We start from the raw sequence: 14,406 nt of genomic DNA on the forward strand, positions 1-14,406 counted from the left end.
GCCAGAAGACCAGTCCATGGTCAGACCCGAACGCCGCACCCGCGGCGACATGATTGCCGCGGCGGCAATCGTCGCGATCGTCGCGCTCGCCGCCGGCCTGATCTGGTGGACCAGTGATGCCCGGGCCACCATCAGCAGGCCCGCCGCCGCACCGGTTCCGTACCTGACTCCGGCCCGTGAGGTGCCTGCCGGTCTGCAGCAGCTGTGGACCACGCAAAGCCCGAAGACCACCGAACCCGTGCTCGCCGGCGGGTCGGTGGTGACCGGCGACGGATCCACCGTCGAGGGACGCGACCCGGCGACCGGCGCGGTGTTGTGGAGCTATGCCCGCGACCTCGAACTGTGCGGCGTGACGGCGGTGTACCAGTACGCGGTCGGCGTGTATCCCGACGCCCGTGGCTGCGGACAGGTCAGCACCGTCGACGGCAAGACCGGCAGGCGCGGCCCGGCCCGCACCGCCTTCGCCGACCCCGAGGTCCGGCTGTCCTCCGATGGCTCCACGGTGCTTTCCGCCGGGGACAGTCGCCTGGAGCTGTGGCGCTCGGACATGGTCCGGATGCTGTCCTACGGCGCCCTGGACGCCCGCATCAAGCCCGACGTCCCGGCCCAGCCGGTGTGCCGCAAGCTGTCGGCGGCGGCCAGCTCCTCGGCGGTGTCGGTGCTGGAGTCCTGCCCCAAGAGCAAGTTCATCCGGCTGACGCTGCTGCGCCCGGCCGACGAAGAGGACACCCCCGACGTGCGTTACGTCGAGCTGCAGGACGTGACCGACGAGTCCGGGGCCCAGGTGGTCGCGGTGTCGGGCACCACGACCGCGGTGTACCTGCCCACCCCGAGGCCGATGGTGAACATCATCGACGAGACTGGAAAGACCCTGGCCAGCCTGCCGCTGCCCAAGCCGGCCGCGCCGCAGGCGACCACCACCCGCTCCGGGGACGTGATCAGCTGGTGGACCGGGGACTCCGTACTGGTCTTCAGCACCACCGGGACCGCGGGCCTGCAGTACAAGTTCACGGTGACACCCACCGCGGACGAGTCCGGTCCTCACATGCCTGTCGGACCCGCCACGGTGATGGCCGGTCACCTCCTGGTTCCGGTCACCGACGGTTACGACCTCTTCGATCCGCAGACCGGTACCGGGCAGCGCCACATCACGCTGCCGCGCACACCCAGCGTGTCGCCGGTGGTGCCGGTGGCGGCCGGAGACAACGTGCTCGAGCAGCGCGGAACGGAACTGGTGGCGCTGGGCCCCGCCTGAGAGCCCTATGTCAGCCGATGTCGATCACGATGACGGTGGTGTTGTCACTGCCGCCGGCGTCGTTGGCCACCCGAACCAGTCGCTGCGCGGCGACCTCGGGTTCGGCATCCGTCGCGGCGGCGACGATCTCGACGTCCTCGGCGCCGGCGAACAATCCGTCACTGCTGATCAGCAACCGGTCACCCGGCCGGCAGTCGAGATCGAACAGATCCGGACGGATGACGGGGCCGATGCCCAAGGCCCTGGTCAGCAGGTGGCGGTGCGGATGGAATCGGGCTTCCTCCCGGGTGATCTCCCCGGCACGCACCAGTTCCCCTGAGACGCTGTGATCATCGGTGAGCTGACACATGACGCCGTCGCGGATCCGGTTCAGCGGCGAATCCCCGATGTTGATGGCCATGGGGCCACCCTGCTCGTCGCCGAACATCGCCACCACGGTCAGCGTGGCACCCGAACTGGTCCCCGAGGCGCTGACGTGCGCGAAGACCTGCTCATTGGCGTTCTGGACCGCACCGACCAGCCCGTCGCGGTCGGGCGCCGCGGCGAATCCGGCGGCCAGCACCTCGACCGCGATCCGGCTGGCGTGTTCACCGCCGGGCCCGAAACCGTCGGCAATCGCGTACAGGATGCCGTCGGCGAGCAGAGAATCCTGGTTGCTCTCCCGCACCGGCCCCTGATCGGTGGCCGTCGCGGACCGTAACACCGAAGCCATCCAGATCGTCCTCTCGTCGCTCCGGCGACCCCCTGCCACCGGAGAAGATGCCGCTCGCCGAGGCGCCGGTTGCTGGCCGGCAGGCCCGATGGGAACTCGGCGATCTCGGCGACCGGCACACGTGCCCCACCGAGCAACCCTGCCGCGCACGCCTGGGCAACCTGGCCTGTCCCTGGGACACCACCAGCTGGGCGGGCGCGGTCAAGGTCAAGGTGGCCGCCTAGACCACCTCTGGCGTGAACGTCGGAAGCTTCTTGCCGGACTTCCAGTGTTTGAGCAACGCCTGGGCCAGCTCGCGATAGGCCAGGCCGCCCTTGCTCTTCCGGCCGGCCAGCACCGAGGATCCCGATGCGCTGGCCTCGGCGAACCGGACGGTGCGCGGGATCGGCGGGGCCAACACGGGCAGCTCGTACCGGTCGGCGACGTCCAGCAGTACGTCGCGGCTGTGGGTGGTGCGCGAATCGTAGAGCGTCGGCAGCGCGCCCAGCAGCGCGAGATCGGGGTTGGTGATCTGCTGCACGTCGGAGATGGTGCGCAGGAACTGCCCCACGCCGCGGTGCGCCAGGGTCTCGCATTGCAGCGGCACGATCACCTCGTGCGCGGCCGTCAGACCGTTGAGCGTCAGCACACCCAGCGACGGCGGACAGTCGATGATCACCACATCGAAGTCGGATTCGACCTTGGCCAGGGCCCGCTTGAGCGCGTACTCGCGCCCGGCCCGCATCAACAGCATGGCCTCGGAGCCCGCCAGGTCGATGTTGGCCGGCAGCAGCGTCATCCCCTCGGCCGTGTCCACCAGGGCTGCCCCTGGTTCGACATCGCCCAGCAGTACCTCGTGCACCGAAACCGGTAGCTTGTCCGGGTCATGGCCCAATGAAAACGTCAGACAGCCTTGCGGATCCAGATCGACCAGCAGAACGCGACGCCCCTGCTCGGCCATCGCCGCCCCCAGCGACGCCACCGTCGTCGTCTTGGCTACCCCACCCTTTTGATTGGCGACCGCTAATACTCGCGTCACACCTTCATCCAAGCACGCTCTCGGCGGCATTGCCGGTACGTGGGGCAGAATCGCCGGTGTGAGCGACCGCCTGCACCGCCTGATCCTGCTCCGCCACGGTGAGACCGAGTGGTCGGCAACCGGCAGGCATACCGGCCGCACCGAGCTGGAACTCACCGAGACCGGGCGCGAGCAGGCCGTGCTGGCCCGCCCCGCCCTTGCCGAACTGCAGTTGAGCGACCCGCTGGTGATCAGCAGCCCGCGGCGCCGCGCGCTGGCCACCGCGGAGCTGGCCGGCCTGCACGTCGACGAGGTCAACCCTGTGCTGGCCGAGTGGGATTACGGCGACTACGAGGGGCTGACCACACCGCAGATCCGCCAGACCGTGCCGGATTGGCTGGTGTGGACGCACGGTTGTCCGGGCGGGGAGACCGTGGCAGCGGTCAGCGCCCGGGCGGACCGGGCCGTGGCGTTGGCGCTGGAACATGTGCCCGCCCGGGATGTGGTGTTCGTCGGACACGGGCATTTTTCCCGCGCGATGTTGACCCGCTGGACGGAACTGCCGGTGTCCGAAGGCATCCGGGTGTCGATGGTGCCCGCTTCGCTTGCGGTGTGCGGTTTCGAGCACGGCGTGCGTCAGATCACCGCGCTCGGCCTGACCGGTCATCCCAACCCGTGTCTGTCGCTGTGAATCCCTCATTCGTGCTGGCCGGTCCGACCGGTGCAGTGCTGGCCGAGGGGGTGCGCGCCGGGTTCCCCGACATCGCCGACGCCCAGGACGCATTGCGCTCGGGAACACCAATTGTGCTGGGCGCCTTGCCCTTCGATCTGGCAGCACCCGCAGCCCTGTACGAACCCGAAACGGTTCAGTTCACCGACGCCCTGCCCGATTGGCGCCCGACTCCGCCCCCCGCGGTGCTCGATCGCGAAACCCTGCCCCCGGGCCCGGTGCACCGCGGCCGGGTGGCCGAGGCGATCCGGCGTCTGCGCGACCCACAGGTCCCGATCGACAAGGTGGTCCTGGCCCGCGCGCTGCGGCTGACCGCAGATTCTCCGTGGGACGTGCGCGGCGTGCTGCGCAGGCTGGCCGACGCCGACCCGGCCGCCACCGTCTATCTGGCGGACCTGTCCGCGGCGGGAGAAGCCAACGCCGGCACCGTGCTCGTTGGCGCGAGCCCCGAATTGCTGGTGGCGCGCGAGGGTGAGCGGGTGATCTGTCAGCCGTTCGCCGGCTCTGCCCCCCGATCGACCGATCCGCAGATCGATGCGGCCAACGCGGCCGCGCTGGCGGCCTCGGCGAAGAACCGTCATGAGCATCAGCTCGTGGTCGACGTGATGCGCCAGGCGTTGGACCCATTGTGTGTGGATCTGCAGATCGCCGACGAGCCCGAGCTGCACGGCACCGACGCGCTGTGGCACCTGAGCACCCCGGTCATCGGACGGCTACGCGAAAAGCAAACCACGGCAATTGATCTGGCGTTGGCGCTGCATCCCACACCGGCGGTCGGCGGAGTACCGACAGATCGCGCCGCGGCACTGATCTCCGAACTGGAGGGTGATCGCGGGTTCTACGCGGGCGCCGTCGGCTGGTGCGACAGTCACGGCGACGGACGCTGGGTGGTCTCGATCCGGTGCGCCGTGTTGTCCGCGGACCGATATACGGCACTGGCCAGTGCGGGCGGCGGTATTGTCGCCGAGTCCGATCCAGACGACGAAGTAGACGAGACCACCACGAAATTCAGGACCATCCTGACGGGACTAGGGGCGACATGAGCGAGCTGATCCGCCGGGCACGGCCGGGCGACGAGGTCGAGATCACCGCGATGATTCGCGAATTGGCCGAGTTCGAACGCGCCTCAGATGAGTGCACCGTGACCGAAAAGCAGATGCACACAGCGCTTTTCGGAGACCGTCCAGTGGCGTATGCACACATGGTCGAGGTCGACGGGCAGATCGCCGCAACCGCGGTGTGGTTCCTGAACTTCTCCACCTGGGACGGCGTGGCCGGACTGTATCTGGAGGACCTCTACGTGCGTCCGGCGTTCCGGCGGCGCGGGCTGGCCCGGAAGCTGTTGTCCACGTTGGCCGGTGAATGCGTCGAGCAGGGTTACACCCGGATGACGTGGGCGGTACTGAACTGGAACGTCAACGCCATCGCGCTGTACGACGCCGTCGGCGGCAAGCCCCAGACCGAGTGGACCACCTACCGGGTATCGGGTCCCGAACTCTCGGCGCTGGCCGCCGAGCGCCGCGATTAGTCTCGCCGGGTAATCCAGTCCACCGAGGACGGGCTGAACAGCAGACCCAGCGTCACCAGGGCGAGCAATCCGACCAGGACGCCGTACACGACGTGGTGCGAGGTGATCACGTACCAGGCCACGGGTAGTAGCAGCAGGTTGGTCAGCACCGCGATCCCCCGGCCCCACCGCCGAGCGGTGATCAGCGCCCAACCGCCGGCCAGTACCCCGCCACCGATCAGCACGAACCAGATCGCGGTGCCGTAGCCGCTGACGATGTGCTGATCGGCTCCGGCGACCGCGCGCACCAGTAGCACGACCGCCATGATCAGCGCGGCGATCCCTTCGGCGGCGGTGATGAAACCTGCATACCGGATCGAAGGAGGCTGGATCACGACTGCCGCTCCGCGAAATAGCGCACCGCGTACTCGTATCCGGCCGGTCCCGCTCCGGCGATCACCACCTCCGCGACGGCCGACACATACGAGTGGTGCCGGAACGGTTCCCTGGTGTGGATGTTGCTCAGGTGCACCTCGACCACAGGCAGTTCGGCGGCGCTCAGCGCGTCGCGAATCGCCACCGAGGTGTGGCTGTAGGCCGCGGGATTGATGATGATGCCCGTGCAGTCGACGCGCGCCGCCTGGATGGCGTCGACGAGCACGCCCTCGTGATTGCTCTGCACCGCGCGGACCTCGAAGCCGGACTCCGCAGCCAACTCGGCCACCCGCTGCTCGATCTGAGCCAGCGTGGTGGAGCCGTAGATCTCGGGCTGCCGGGTGCCCAGCATGTTGAGATTCGGTCCGTTGACGAGCAACAATCGGCGTTCGGTCACCTCCAGTACGGTACCGGCCTGATTCACGACGTCGAGATCGACGCGAGGGTTGTGGCTGGGCAAAATTCACAACCCTCACGTCGATTTCGGCGAATGCCGGGGGTGGGGATACTTGACCGCGTGTCGAGCGTCCACCTCTGCCCGTGCGGTACCGGCCGCGACTACCCCGACTGCTGCGAGCCGCTGCACACGGGCGCCCGGCGAGCGCCCACTGCCATCGCGTTGATGCGCTCGCGGTTCAGCGCGTTCGCCGTGGGTGATGTCGCCTACCTGCTGACCTCGTGGCATCCCGACACCCGACCCGCCGACCTGACCCTCGACGAGACCATCACCTGGCGGCGGTTGCAGATCGTCGACACCGACGCGGGCGGCGAGGACGACGCCACCGGCGTGGTGGAGTTCCGTGCCCAGTACGTCCAGGACGGCAGCCGGCACATCCTTCATGAACGAAGCCGTTTCGAGCGGGTGAATGGCCAGTGGCGCTACCTCGACGGGGAGCTCTACGAATAACGGCGGGACACATTGCCCCGTTAGGCTCATGCCCCGTGCGTGCCGTGCTGATCGTCAACCCGAACGCCACCTCGACCACCCCTGCGGGTCGTGACCTGCTCGCCCATGCGCTGGAAAGCCGGGTGACGCTGACCGTGGAACACACCAACCACCGTGGTCACGCGATCGAGATCGCCCGCGACGCCGCCAGGGACGGGGTGGACGTGCTGATCGTGCACGGCGGCGACGGCACGGTCAACGAGGTGGTCAACGGCGTGCTCGGCGACTGTGGCACCCGCCCCGATCCCGCCCTGGCCCCCGCGGTGGCCGTCGTCCCGGGAGGGTCGGCCAACGTCTTCGCCCGGGCGCTGGGCATCAGCCCGGACCCCATCGAGGCCACCAACCAGCTCGTCGACCTGCTCGGCGGCTATCGGATGGGACGCCCGTGGCGCCGCATCGGCCTGATGGACTGCGGCGAGCGCTGGGGCGTGTTCACCGCGGGGATGGGCGTGGACGGTGACGTGGTGGCGGCCGTGGAGGCCCAGCGCGCCAAGGGCCGCAAGGTCACCGCATCGCGCTACATCCGGGTGGCGGTGCGCGAGTTCCTGGCCACCGCCCGCAAGGAACCGAATCTGACGCTGCATCTGCCGGGGGCCGAACCCGTCGACGGGGTGCACTTCGCGTTCGTGTCGAACTCCAGTCCGTGGACCTACGCCAACAGCCGCCCGGTGTGGACGAACCCCGACACCACGTTCGACACCGGTCTGGGCGTGTTCGCCACCACGAGCATGAACGTGTGGGCGAATCTGCGACTCGTCCGGCAGATGGTGGCCCGCAACCCGCGCCTCGCCGCCAAGCACCTGATCCGTGACGACAACGTGTCAACGGTCACCGTGACGAGTAACACGCCTGTCGCCTGCCAGATTGACGGAGATTACATCGGCGCGCGCGAAACCATGACGTTCACGTCGGTTCCCGAGGCACTGAGCGTCGTCGCGCCGACGAATAAAAGTGATTGACCTGCGCAAACACACCGCTTAAGGTGGAATTAGGGCGCAGCTGGTTCCTGAGTGTAGTACACAGGAGTGAGGGCTCCGGTCACCGCCCCACCCAGTGACTTTGCCCACGTGTTAACTCAATGCTATTGACATCTGTTCAGCCTGTGAAAGCATCAATGCAACAGTGCAGAAACATTCGTGTGCACGCGTTAACAGCCGAAGAAAATCTAGTGCGCTTCGCCGCGCACGCATGACATGTCTAACGAGGAGTTTGATCTTATGGATTGGCGCCACAAGGCCGTCTGTCGCGACGAAGATCCGGAGCTGTTCTTCCCCGTGGGAAACAGTGGCCCGGCGCTTGCCCAGATCGCCGACGCGAAGCTGGTCTGCAACCGTTGCCCCGTCACCACTGAGTGCCTCACCTGGGCCTTGGACTCCGGCCAGGACGCCGGCGTGTGGGGCGGGATGAGCGAGGACGAGCGCCGTGCGCTCAAGCGTCGCAACGCCCGTACCAAGGCCCGCACCGTCGTCTGATCTCGACTCAGACCTCGACGCAAGCTATGGCCCCGACGAATGTCGGGGCCATAGCTTATTTTTGCGGCAATTATCGATAGCAAATTGAGTAATTGTCGTCACATTTCGTTTTTGACGCAGCTGAGGAATTGCTTCACTGGTACTGACGTACCACTGTGAGTGTGCTGCGAACCCCGCAGGCCGCGCTCACTGGATCCCGCGGCTGCGCCGGCCGATCGGCACGCGCAGCACCACGTCGGTGCCACCCGAGTCGACGTCGTGCATGCCCAGCGAGCCGTCCAGTTCCGCGGTCACCAGCGTGCGGACGATCTGCAGGCCCAACCGGTCGGACTTCTCCAGGCTGAACCCGTCGGGCACTCCACGGCCGTCGTCGTGCACCACGACGTCGAGCCAGCGGGCCGACCGCTCGGCCTTGATGGTCACGCACCCCTGGGACGTATTCGCGTCGAAGGCGTGCTCGATGGCGTTCTGCACCAGTTCGGTGATCACCATGATCAACGCCGTCGCACGGTCGGCGTCGAGCACGCCAAGGGCACCGTCCCGGTTGATCCGGATCGGGGTGTCCACCGAGGCGACATCGTTCATGATCGGCAGGATCCGGTCGATCACCTCGTCGAGGTTGACTTCCTCGTCGACCGACATCGACAACGCGTCGTGCACCAACGCGATCGACGACACCCGCCGCACCGATTCGATCAGTGCCTCGCGGGCCTCCAGATTGTTGGTGCGGCGCGCCTGCAGCCGCAACAGGGCCGCCACGGTCTGCAGGTTGTTCTTCACCCGGTGGTGGATCTCCCGGATGGTGGCGTCCTTGCTGAGCAACGCCCGGTCACGTCGTTTCACCTCGGTGACGTCGCGGATCAGAACGGCAGCGCCGACCGCGGCACCGTGCACGACCAGCGGCAGGGTCCGCAACAGCACCGCCGCGCCACCGGCGTCGACCTCCATCCGCATGCTGGAGCCGCCCGCCAGCGAGTCGCGCACGTGGTTGGCCAGTTCCTGGGCCTCGAACGGGTCGGAGATCAACGGACGCGTGACGGTGACCAGGTTGTGCCCGTCGAGCTCGGAGGTCAGGCCCATGCGGTGATAGGCCGAGATGGCGTTGGGGCTGGCGAACACCACGTCCCCGACCTCGTCGAGGCGGATGAACCCGTCACCCACCCGCGGGCTGGAACGTGACATGGCCAGATCACCGACGTTGGGGAAGGTGCCCTCGGACAGCATGTGCAGCAGATCGCTCGCACAGTCCAGGTAGGCCCCCTCCAGCGGGCTGGCCATCCGGCGGGCGGCCAGCGCGGTCTGGTGAGTCAGCACCGCGACCACGTGATCGCGGTGCCGCACCGGTACCGCTTCCACGTTCAGGCCGGGTAGGTCCGGCGAATGTCGTTGGGTACCACCGTTTCCCCGCCCGATCGCACCGGACTCGAAGGCCGTGGTGACGACCGGCAGGTCCGCGGCGGCCGCCAGCGTGCCGACCGAATCGGCCAGCAGCACGGTCGGGGCGGTATTGGGACGCACCTGTGCGACGCACACCAGCACGCCGTCGTCGCGCCGCACCCACATCAGATAGTCGGCGAACGACAGGTCGGCCAGCAGCTGCCACTCCCCGACCACCGCATGCAGGTGGTCCACCGCGCTGCCGGGCAGCACGGTGTGCTCGGCGAGCAGGTCACCGAGGGTGGACATCAGTCACCGTCCTCCGCGCACGCGAGGAACCTCAGAGTCCCGAACGTCAGTCGATCACCGCGATGAGATCGCCGGCCTGGATGACATCGCCCTCGGCGACGTTGACCTTGGTCACAGTGCCCGCGATCTCGGCGAGGACCGGGATCTCCATCTTCATCGACTCGAGCAGCACCAGGGTGTCCCCCGCACCGATCTGATCGCCCTCGTGAACCACGACCTCCAGCACACTGGCCACGATTTCGGCGCGAACGTCCTCGGCCATCTTCACCCCACTTCACTACGGCTGCTTAACCCGACTACTTGTGCGGCCTATATCGAACCACAACCCCGGGTGGACAGCGCTGCCCCCAGGGCATGAGACACTAGGGAGCAAGCTCTTAGACCATCTGGAGGATCATCATGGCCAAGCGTGGCCGCAAGAAGCGGGACCGCAAGCACTCGAAGGCGAACCACGGCAAGCGCCCCAACGCCGGTTCGAAGTCAGTGCGCTAGCCGCTTCGGCAGACTGTGACCGCCCGACTCCCTTCGGAGATCGGGCGGTTTGTCGTTGGGCCGACAAGGGCAAACCGCCAGGTCAGCCCCGGATGATGGTGGTCTGGCTGATCTGGATGCGCAGCCGCTCCCGCAGGCCTTCCGGTGCCTTCTCCCCGCTGCACTTGGCGGCGATGAGCTTCTTGACGCGCTCCTCGACCCCGTAGTGACGCAGGCAGGCCGGGCATTCTTCGAGGTGGTGCTTGAGCTTGTCACGGCTTTCGGCCGTGCACTCGCCGTCGAGCAATGTCCATACCTCGGCGATCACCGCGGCGCAGTCAGGATGCTCGGGGTCGACGGGCCCGACCGGCGGGGTCCAGCGCTCGTCCTCATCGTGCTTGTCACTCATGACGAGACCTCCTCCGGCTCACCAAGCTGCTGACCTCGGATGAAACCGCGATCCCTGGCCACATCGGCCAGCAGGTCGCGCAGTTGCTTGCGCCCGCGGTGCAGCCGAGACATCACCGTCCCGATGGGAGTATCCATGATCTCGGCGATCTCCTTGTAGGGGAAACCCTCGACGTCGGCGTAGTACACCGCCATCCGGAATTCCTCGGGCAACGCCTGCAGCGCCGCCTTGATCTCGGTGTCCGGCAGCGCCTCCAGGGCCTCGACCTCGGCCGATCGCAGACCGGTCGACGAGTGCTCGGCATTGGACGCCAGCTGCCAGTCGGTGATCTCGTCGGTCGGGTATTCGGCCGGTTGCCGCTGCTTCTTGCGGTAGCTGTTGATGTAGGTGTTGGTCAGGATGCGGTACAGCCACGCCTTGAGGTTGGTGCCCTCGCGGAATGACCGGAAGCCGGCGTAGGCCTTGACCATGGTTTCCTGCAACAGGTCCTCGGCGTCGGCGGGGTTGCGGGTCATCCGCAGCGCGCCGCCGTACAGCTGGTCCAGCAGCGGGATGGCATCGCGTTCGAACCGGGCGGTCAGCTCGGCATCTGTTTCGGCAGGCTGCGGCGTGTCAGGCTCGGCCTGCTCGACGTCAGTCATCGTGGGAAACACCTTCCCTTCTGTCACGGCGCCACCAAGGGGTCCGGAATACCTCTGGGTATCCGGCGGCCGTTCCAGGCATACGGTTGGCACCAGAATCCTCCTTCAGATCCTAGAGCGTGCTACCGACAGGTAGCGCTGAGCAGGTGTCGAGAGCAATAACAGCATGTAGTGGCCGCTGTGTTCCCGGCGTGCCCGGCTACCGTGTCCCGAATGGCACGCGCAGCAACCCCCGCGATCGCGGCTCTGGTGGCCGCAGGCATCGACCACGAGGTGGTCGCCTACCAGCACGACCCTCGTAACGAGTCGTTCGGCGACGAGGCAGTAGCCCAGTTGGCGGCCGACGGCATCGTCGCCGAGCAGGTGTTCAAGACCCTGGTGATCGCATTGCCCAAGGGCCTGGCGGTCGCGGTCGTACCAGTGCCGGCCAAGCTGTCCCTCAAGGCCGCGGCGGCGGCGCTGGGAGTGCCCAAGGCCGAGATGGCCGACCCGGCCGCCGCGCAACGCTCCAGCGGCTACGTGGTGGGCGGGATTTCCCCGCTGGGACAACGCAAGCCGCTGCCCACCGTCGTCGACGCCTCGGCGCTCGCGTTCGACAAAGTGCTCTGCAGCGCGGGCAAGCGTGGGCTGGACGTCGCGCTGGCCCCCGCCGATCTGATCCGGGCAACCGGCGCGGTGACCGCCGAGATCGCCGTCACCGCCTGAAACCGGCGGCCGAGGCGGGCATGCCGCGGCATGTCGCAATCGGAAACGTAGCGGTGTGCGAATCCGTGATTTACACCACGGCTCGTGCCAGATTGCATGGACCCGACGAGGAAGGCGGGCGCACATGACGATCAGCGTGGCCGAGCGGGCGGAACTGGCCGCCGCGGTGTCCGAACTGCTGCACGACGAATGCTCCGAACCGGACGTGCGCCGGGTGATCGGGACCGATGACGGGTTCGACCGCGAGTTGTGGCGCAAGCTCGCCGCCCAAGGGGTCACCGGTCTGCTGGTCGACAGCGAGTACGGCGGCGTCGGCCTCGGCGCGCTGGAGCTCGAGGCCGTCGCCGAAGCGACCGGGGCCGCGCTGCTGCCCGCACCGTTTCTGTCCAGTGCGGTGCTGGCATCCGCGTTGATCGGTGCGGCAGGCACCGACGACGACAAGCGGCGACTGCTGCCTGCCCTGGTCGACGGGACCTCGGTGGGAACCGTCGCGGTGACCGGTTCCCGGGGGACCTGGGCGCCGGAGGGCGTGGCGGTGCGCGCCACCGAAACGGATCCGCAGGGCGCCGATTACACCCTTACCGGCAACGCGCATTACGTGATGCACGGTCAGGTGGCCGACGTGATCCTGGTCGTCGCCCGCACCAACGGAGACTTCGGCATCTTCCAGGTCGCGCCCGATGCCGACGGCTTCGAGCGCGCGGCCGCAACGGTTTTCGACCCGACCGTCCCCCTGTCGACCTACACGTTCGACGCCACTCCCGCCCGCCGCGTCGGCGCCGCCGGGTGGGACGCCGTGCAGCACGCCCTCGACCTCGCGCTGGTCGCCCTGGCCGGCGAACAGGTCGGCGGGGCCCGGCGGATCTTCGACATCACCGTGGACTACCTCAAGACCCGGATCCAGTTCGGCAGGCCGATCGGCAGCTTCCAGGCCCTCAAGCACATGGCCGCCGATCTGCTGGTACAGGTCGAATCGGCCACGTCGGCCGCCCAGCACGCCGCCGCCGAACTGGCCTCCGGCAGCGAAAAAAGCAGTGGTGCAATCGCTCTGGCCGGCTTCGCGTGCGCGGAGGCTTACCACACGACCGCCATGTCGGCGATCCAGATGCACGGCGGTATCGCGTTCACCTGGGAACACCCGGCACACCTGTACCTACGCCGGGCCCGCACCGGCCTGCAACTGCTCGGCGGCTCGGGGCTGCACCGCGAGCGCTACCTCTCGGCGAAAGGCGCCTGAAGATGACAGCCAACGACCTGCCCGACGCCGATCAGCTGCAGACCGAAGTGCGCGACTGGCTCGCCCAGAACTGGTCCGGCCTGCCCAAATCGACCGATCCGTGGGTCAGCTCACCGGAGCGGGTGGCCTGGCTGCAGAAGGTGCTGGACGCGGGCTACGCGGTACCGACCTACCCCACCGAGTGGTTCGGCCGCGAATACCCGAATGAACTTGCCGCGGTCATCGAGCGGGAGTTCCGAGCAGTCAAGGCCCCTGGTGCGCGCCAGGACAAATACAGCATTCCGGCCAACACCGCGCTGAAATTCGGCTCCGACAAACTCAAGCACGATCTGGTGCGGGACTTCCTGACCGAACGGATCCGCACCTGCCTGCTCTACAGCGAGCCGGGCGCCGGCTCCGATCTGGCCGCCGTGCGCACCACCGCGGTCCGCGACGGTGACGAGTGGGTGGTCAACGGCCAGAAGGTGTGGACGTCGGGCGCGACCACGGCCGAATACGCCCTGTTGATCGCCCGCACAGACTGGGACGTGCCCAAGCACAAAGGTTTGAGCTTCTTCATGATTCCGATGCGTCAGCCCGGCATCGACGTCCGCCCGCTGGTGCAGATCACCGGCGAATCGCATTTCAACGAGGTGTTCATCACCGACGCGCGGGTGTCCGACGCGTACCTCCTTGGCGGCGAGGGCAACGGGTGGCGGGTGCTGCAGACGGCACTGGCCTACGAGCGGTCGATCATGGGGGACGGCGGTCGCGGCTCACGCAACCGCACCCGCGCCGACGACCTCATCGGCCTGGCCCGTGACCACGGCCGCCTCGACGACCCGGCGGTGCGCAAGGAGCTGGCCGATGTGCTCGCCTTGCGGGAACTCAACTCGCTCAACAATGCCCGCGCCAAAGCTGCTGCGACACAAGGAACGTCAAGCTCGATCATGTCTCTGGGCAAGCTGGCGATGTCGAACATCCTCCATGCGGAGGCACGGCTCAAGACCGAGATCATCGGCGCGGAAGCACTTTTGGCCGGGCCCGACAATCCCGAGGCCGACGACATCAACTTCCTGACGCTCAACGCGTTCTTCACGTCGATCGGCGGCGGCACCGACCAGATCCAGCGCAACATCATCGGCGAGCGGGTGCTCGGCCTGGCCAAAGAGCCCGAGGTCGATCGCGACATCCCGTTCCGCCAGGCCCGCCGGAGCTGACCCC

The 14,406-nt window shown here is 67.6% G+C and carries 20 protein-coding genes; 12 read left to right on the forward strand and 8 right to left on the reverse strand.

Going from position 1 to position 14,406, the window contains the following annotated elements:
* The first annotated feature begins 16 nt into the window (after positions 1–16).
* Positions 17–1,255: an Rv3212 family protein gene (locus G6N57_RS27515; protein ID WP_077743550.1), complete on the forward strand. Its 1,239-nt coding sequence runs from the start codon at positions 17–19 to the stop codon at positions 1,253–1,255.
* Positions 1,256–1,265: 10 nt separating this feature from the next.
* On the opposite strand, the gene G6N57_RS27520 is transcribed toward G6N57_RS27515, so the two are convergent.
* The gene (locus G6N57_RS27520; RefSeq protein WP_077743549.1) at positions 1,266–1,967 is read right to left on the reverse strand and encodes a PP2C family protein-serine/threonine phosphatase; all 702 of its coding nucleotides are present in this window, start codon (positions 1,965–1,967) and stop codon (positions 1,266–1,268) included.
* Positions 1,968–2,014: 47 nt separating this feature from the next.
* Between G6N57_RS27520 and G6N57_RS27525 the strand changes: the two genes are divergently transcribed.
* Positions 2,015–2,191 carry a hypothetical protein gene (locus tag G6N57_RS27525; RefSeq protein WP_162564023.1) on the forward strand — a complete coding sequence of 59 codons (177 nt, stop codon included), beginning with the start codon at positions 2,015–2,017 and terminating at the stop codon, positions 2,189–2,191.
* Here the strand turns inward: G6N57_RS27525 and G6N57_RS27530 are convergent.
* On the reverse strand, positions 2,188–3,015 hold the full coding sequence (locus G6N57_RS27530; RefSeq protein WP_174814526.1) for a ParA family protein: 828 nt from the start codon (positions 3,013–3,015) through the stop codon (positions 2,188–2,190). The genes G6N57_RS27525 and G6N57_RS27530 overlap by 4 nt on opposite strands.
* A gap of 28 nt (positions 3,016–3,043) precedes the next feature.
* Here G6N57_RS27530 and G6N57_RS27535 point away from each other — a divergent pair, with 28 nt between their 5' ends.
* The 3 genes from G6N57_RS27535 to G6N57_RS27545 are packed head-to-tail and all read left to right on the forward strand — an operon-like array spanning position 3,044 to position 5,222.
* Positions 3,044–3,655, forward strand: a complete 612-nt coding sequence (locus G6N57_RS27535; protein ID WP_077743547.1) for an acid phosphatase — start codon at positions 3,044–3,046, stop codon at positions 3,653–3,655.
* Positions 3,652–4,737, forward strand: a complete 1,086-nt coding sequence (locus G6N57_RS27540; protein WP_077743546.1) for an isochorismate synthase — start codon at positions 3,652–3,654, stop codon at positions 4,735–4,737. The genes G6N57_RS27535 and G6N57_RS27540 overlap by 4 nt, the downstream gene beginning before the upstream one ends.
* Positions 4,734–5,222 (forward strand): GNAT family N-acetyltransferase, encoded by a 489-nt coding sequence (locus G6N57_RS27545; RefSeq protein WP_077743545.1) that lies wholly within the window; start codon positions 4,734–4,736, stop codon positions 5,220–5,222. Before G6N57_RS27540 ends, G6N57_RS27545 begins: the two co-directional genes overlap by 4 nt.
* Here the strand turns inward: G6N57_RS27545 and G6N57_RS27550 are convergent.
* Both G6N57_RS27550 and aroQ read right to left on the reverse strand, forming a co-directional pair.
* A complete protein-coding gene (locus tag G6N57_RS27550; protein WP_162564022.1) occupies positions 5,219–5,596 on the reverse strand; it encodes a hypothetical protein in 378 nt (125 codons plus the stop codon). The genes G6N57_RS27545 and G6N57_RS27550 overlap by 4 nt on opposite strands.
* Positions 5,593–6,033, reverse strand: coding sequence for a type II 3-dehydroquinate dehydratase (gene aroQ / locus G6N57_RS27555; RefSeq protein ID WP_077743594.1), 441 nt, complete (start codon positions 6,031–6,033; stop codon positions 5,593–5,595). Before aroQ ends, G6N57_RS27550 begins: the two co-directional genes overlap by 4 nt.
* Positions 6,034–6,126: 93 nt before the next feature.
* Between aroQ and G6N57_RS27560 the strand changes: the two genes are divergently transcribed.
* The 3 genes from G6N57_RS27560 to whiB1 all read left to right on the forward strand — a co-directional run bounded on the left by G6N57_RS27560 (position 6,127) and on the right by whiB1 (position 8,054).
* Positions 6,127–6,543 carry a YchJ family protein gene (locus G6N57_RS27560; protein ID WP_077743544.1) on the forward strand — a complete coding sequence of 139 codons (417 nt, stop codon included), beginning with the start codon at positions 6,127–6,129 and terminating at the stop codon, positions 6,541–6,543.
* A gap of 35 nt (positions 6,544–6,578) precedes the next feature.
* The gene (locus tag G6N57_RS27565; RefSeq protein ID WP_077743543.1) at positions 6,579–7,541 is read left to right on the forward strand and encodes a diacylglycerol/lipid kinase family protein; all 963 of its coding nucleotides are present in this window, start codon (positions 6,579–6,581) and stop codon (positions 7,539–7,541) included.
* A gap of 258 nt (positions 7,542–7,799) precedes the next feature.
* Positions 7,800–8,054 carry a transcriptional regulator WhiB1 gene (gene whiB1 / locus G6N57_RS27570; protein ID WP_036440068.1) on the forward strand — a complete coding sequence of 85 codons (255 nt, stop codon included), beginning with the start codon at positions 7,800–7,802 and terminating at the stop codon, positions 8,052–8,054.
* Between the two features lie 186 nt (positions 8,055–8,240).
* Here whiB1 and G6N57_RS27575 read toward each other — a convergent pair whose 3' ends face one another.
* On the reverse strand, positions 8,241–9,740 hold the full coding sequence (locus G6N57_RS27575) for a two-component system sensor histidine kinase PdtaS (protein WP_077743542.1): 1,500 nt from the start codon (positions 9,738–9,740) through the stop codon (positions 8,241–8,243).
* A gap of 46 nt (positions 9,741–9,786) precedes the next feature.
* On the reverse strand, positions 9,787–10,002 hold the full coding sequence (locus tag G6N57_RS27580) for a biotin/lipoyl-binding carrier protein (protein ID WP_077743593.1): 216 nt from the start codon (positions 10,000–10,002) through the stop codon (positions 9,787–9,789).
* Between the two features lie 137 nt (positions 10,003–10,139).
* Between G6N57_RS27580 and G6N57_RS32335 the strand changes: the two genes are divergently transcribed.
* The gene (locus G6N57_RS32335; protein ID WP_003882799.1) at positions 10,140–10,232 is read left to right on the forward strand and encodes a 50S ribosomal protein bL37; all 93 of its coding nucleotides are present in this window, start codon (positions 10,140–10,142) and stop codon (positions 10,230–10,232) included.
* Positions 10,233–10,314: 82 nt separating this feature from the next.
* Here G6N57_RS32335 and rsrA read toward each other — a convergent pair whose 3' ends face one another.
* Together rsrA and G6N57_RS27590 are read right to left on the reverse strand one after the other, a co-directional pair.
* Entirely contained in the window at positions 10,315–10,620 is a 306-nt protein-coding gene (rsrA, locus tag G6N57_RS27585; protein ID WP_077743541.1) for a mycothiol system anti-sigma-R factor, read from the reverse strand.
* Complete coding sequence (locus G6N57_RS27590) at positions 10,617–11,261, reverse strand: sigma-70 family RNA polymerase sigma factor (RefSeq protein WP_036440078.1); 645 nt, start codon at positions 11,259–11,261, stop codon at positions 10,617–10,619. Before G6N57_RS27590 ends, rsrA begins: the two co-directional genes overlap by 4 nt.
* Positions 11,262–11,474: 213 nt before the next feature.
* On the opposite strand from G6N57_RS27590, the gene ybaK reads away from it, so the two are divergent.
* The 3 genes from ybaK to G6N57_RS27605 all read left to right on the forward strand — a co-directional run bounded on the left by ybaK (position 11,475) and on the right by G6N57_RS27605 (position 14,402).
* Positions 11,475–11,966 carry a Cys-tRNA(Pro) deacylase gene (gene ybaK, locus G6N57_RS27595; protein ID WP_065460313.1) on the forward strand — a complete coding sequence of 164 codons (492 nt, stop codon included), beginning with the start codon at positions 11,475–11,477 and terminating at the stop codon, positions 11,964–11,966.
* A 124-nt stretch (positions 11,967–12,090) separates the two neighbouring features.
* Positions 12,091–13,203 (forward strand): acyl-CoA dehydrogenase family protein, encoded by a 1,113-nt coding sequence (locus G6N57_RS27600; protein WP_077743539.1) that lies wholly within the window; start codon positions 12,091–12,093, stop codon positions 13,201–13,203.
* Positions 13,204–13,205: 2 nt separating this feature from the next.
* Positions 13,206–14,402 carry an acyl-CoA dehydrogenase family protein gene (locus G6N57_RS27605; protein WP_077743538.1) on the forward strand — a complete coding sequence of 399 codons (1,197 nt, stop codon included), beginning with the start codon at positions 13,206–13,208 and terminating at the stop codon, positions 14,400–14,402.
* The last annotated feature ends 4 nt before the right edge of the window (positions 14,403–14,406 follow it).

It is taken from the genome of Mycolicibacterium boenickei, from assembly GCF_010731295.1.
GTDB classification, from domain to species: domain Bacteria; phylum Actinomycetota; class Actinomycetes; order Mycobacteriales; family Mycobacteriaceae; genus Mycobacterium; species Mycobacterium boenickei.

Bases quoted from the DNA above. Each gene is read 5' to 3' on its own strand.
- G6N57_RS27580 (WP_077743593.1), bottom strand. From the start codon at position 10,002: ATGGCCGAGGACGTTCGCGCCGAAATCGTGGCCAGTGTGCTGGAGGTC.
- G6N57_RS27515 (WP_077743550.1), top strand. From the start codon at position 17: ATGGTCAGACCCGAACGCCGCACCCGCGGCGACATGATTGCCGCGGCG.
- G6N57_RS27545 (WP_077743545.1), top strand. From the start codon at position 4,734: ATGAGCGAGCTGATCCGCCGGGCACGGCCGGGCGACGAGGTCGAGATC.
- whiB1 (WP_036440068.1), top strand. From the start codon at position 7,800: ATGGATTGGCGCCACAAGGCCGTCTGTCGCGACGAAGATCCGGAGCTG.
- G6N57_RS27525 (WP_162564023.1), top strand. From the start codon at position 2,015: ATGCCGCTCGCCGAGGCGCCGGTTGCTGGCCGGCAGGCCCGATGGGAA.
- G6N57_RS27560 (WP_077743544.1), top strand. From the start codon at position 6,127: ATGCCGGGGGTGGGGATACTTGACCGCGTGTCGAGCGTCCACCTCTGC.
- G6N57_RS32335 (WP_003882799.1), top strand. From the start codon at position 10,140: ATGGCCAAGCGTGGCCGCAAGAAGCGGGACCGCAAGCACTCGAAGGCG.
- G6N57_RS27520 (WP_077743549.1), bottom strand. From the start codon at position 1,967: ATGGCTTCGGTGTTACGGTCCGCGACGGCCACCGATCAGGGGCCGGTG.
- G6N57_RS27600 (WP_077743539.1), top strand. From the start codon at position 12,091: ATGACGATCAGCGTGGCCGAGCGGGCGGAACTGGCCGCCGCGGTGTCC.
- G6N57_RS27575 (WP_077743542.1), bottom strand. From the start codon at position 9,740: ATGTCCACCCTCGGTGACCTGCTCGCCGAGCACACCGTGCTGCCCGGC.
- ybaK (WP_065460313.1), top strand. From the start codon at position 11,475: ATGGCACGCGCAGCAACCCCCGCGATCGCGGCTCTGGTGGCCGCAGGC.
- G6N57_RS27605 (WP_077743538.1), top strand. From the start codon at position 13,206: ATGACAGCCAACGACCTGCCCGACGCCGATCAGCTGCAGACCGAAGTG.
- G6N57_RS27590 (WP_036440078.1), bottom strand. From the start codon at position 11,261: ATGACTGACGTCGAGCAGGCCGAGCCTGACACGCCGCAGCCTGCCGAA.
- rsrA (WP_077743541.1), bottom strand. From the start codon at position 10,620: ATGAGTGACAAGCACGATGAGGACGAGCGCTGGACCCCGCCGGTCGGG.
- G6N57_RS27530 (WP_174814526.1), bottom strand. From the start codon at position 3,015: ATGCCGCCGAGAGCGTGCTTGGATGAAGGTGTGACGCGAGTATTAGCG.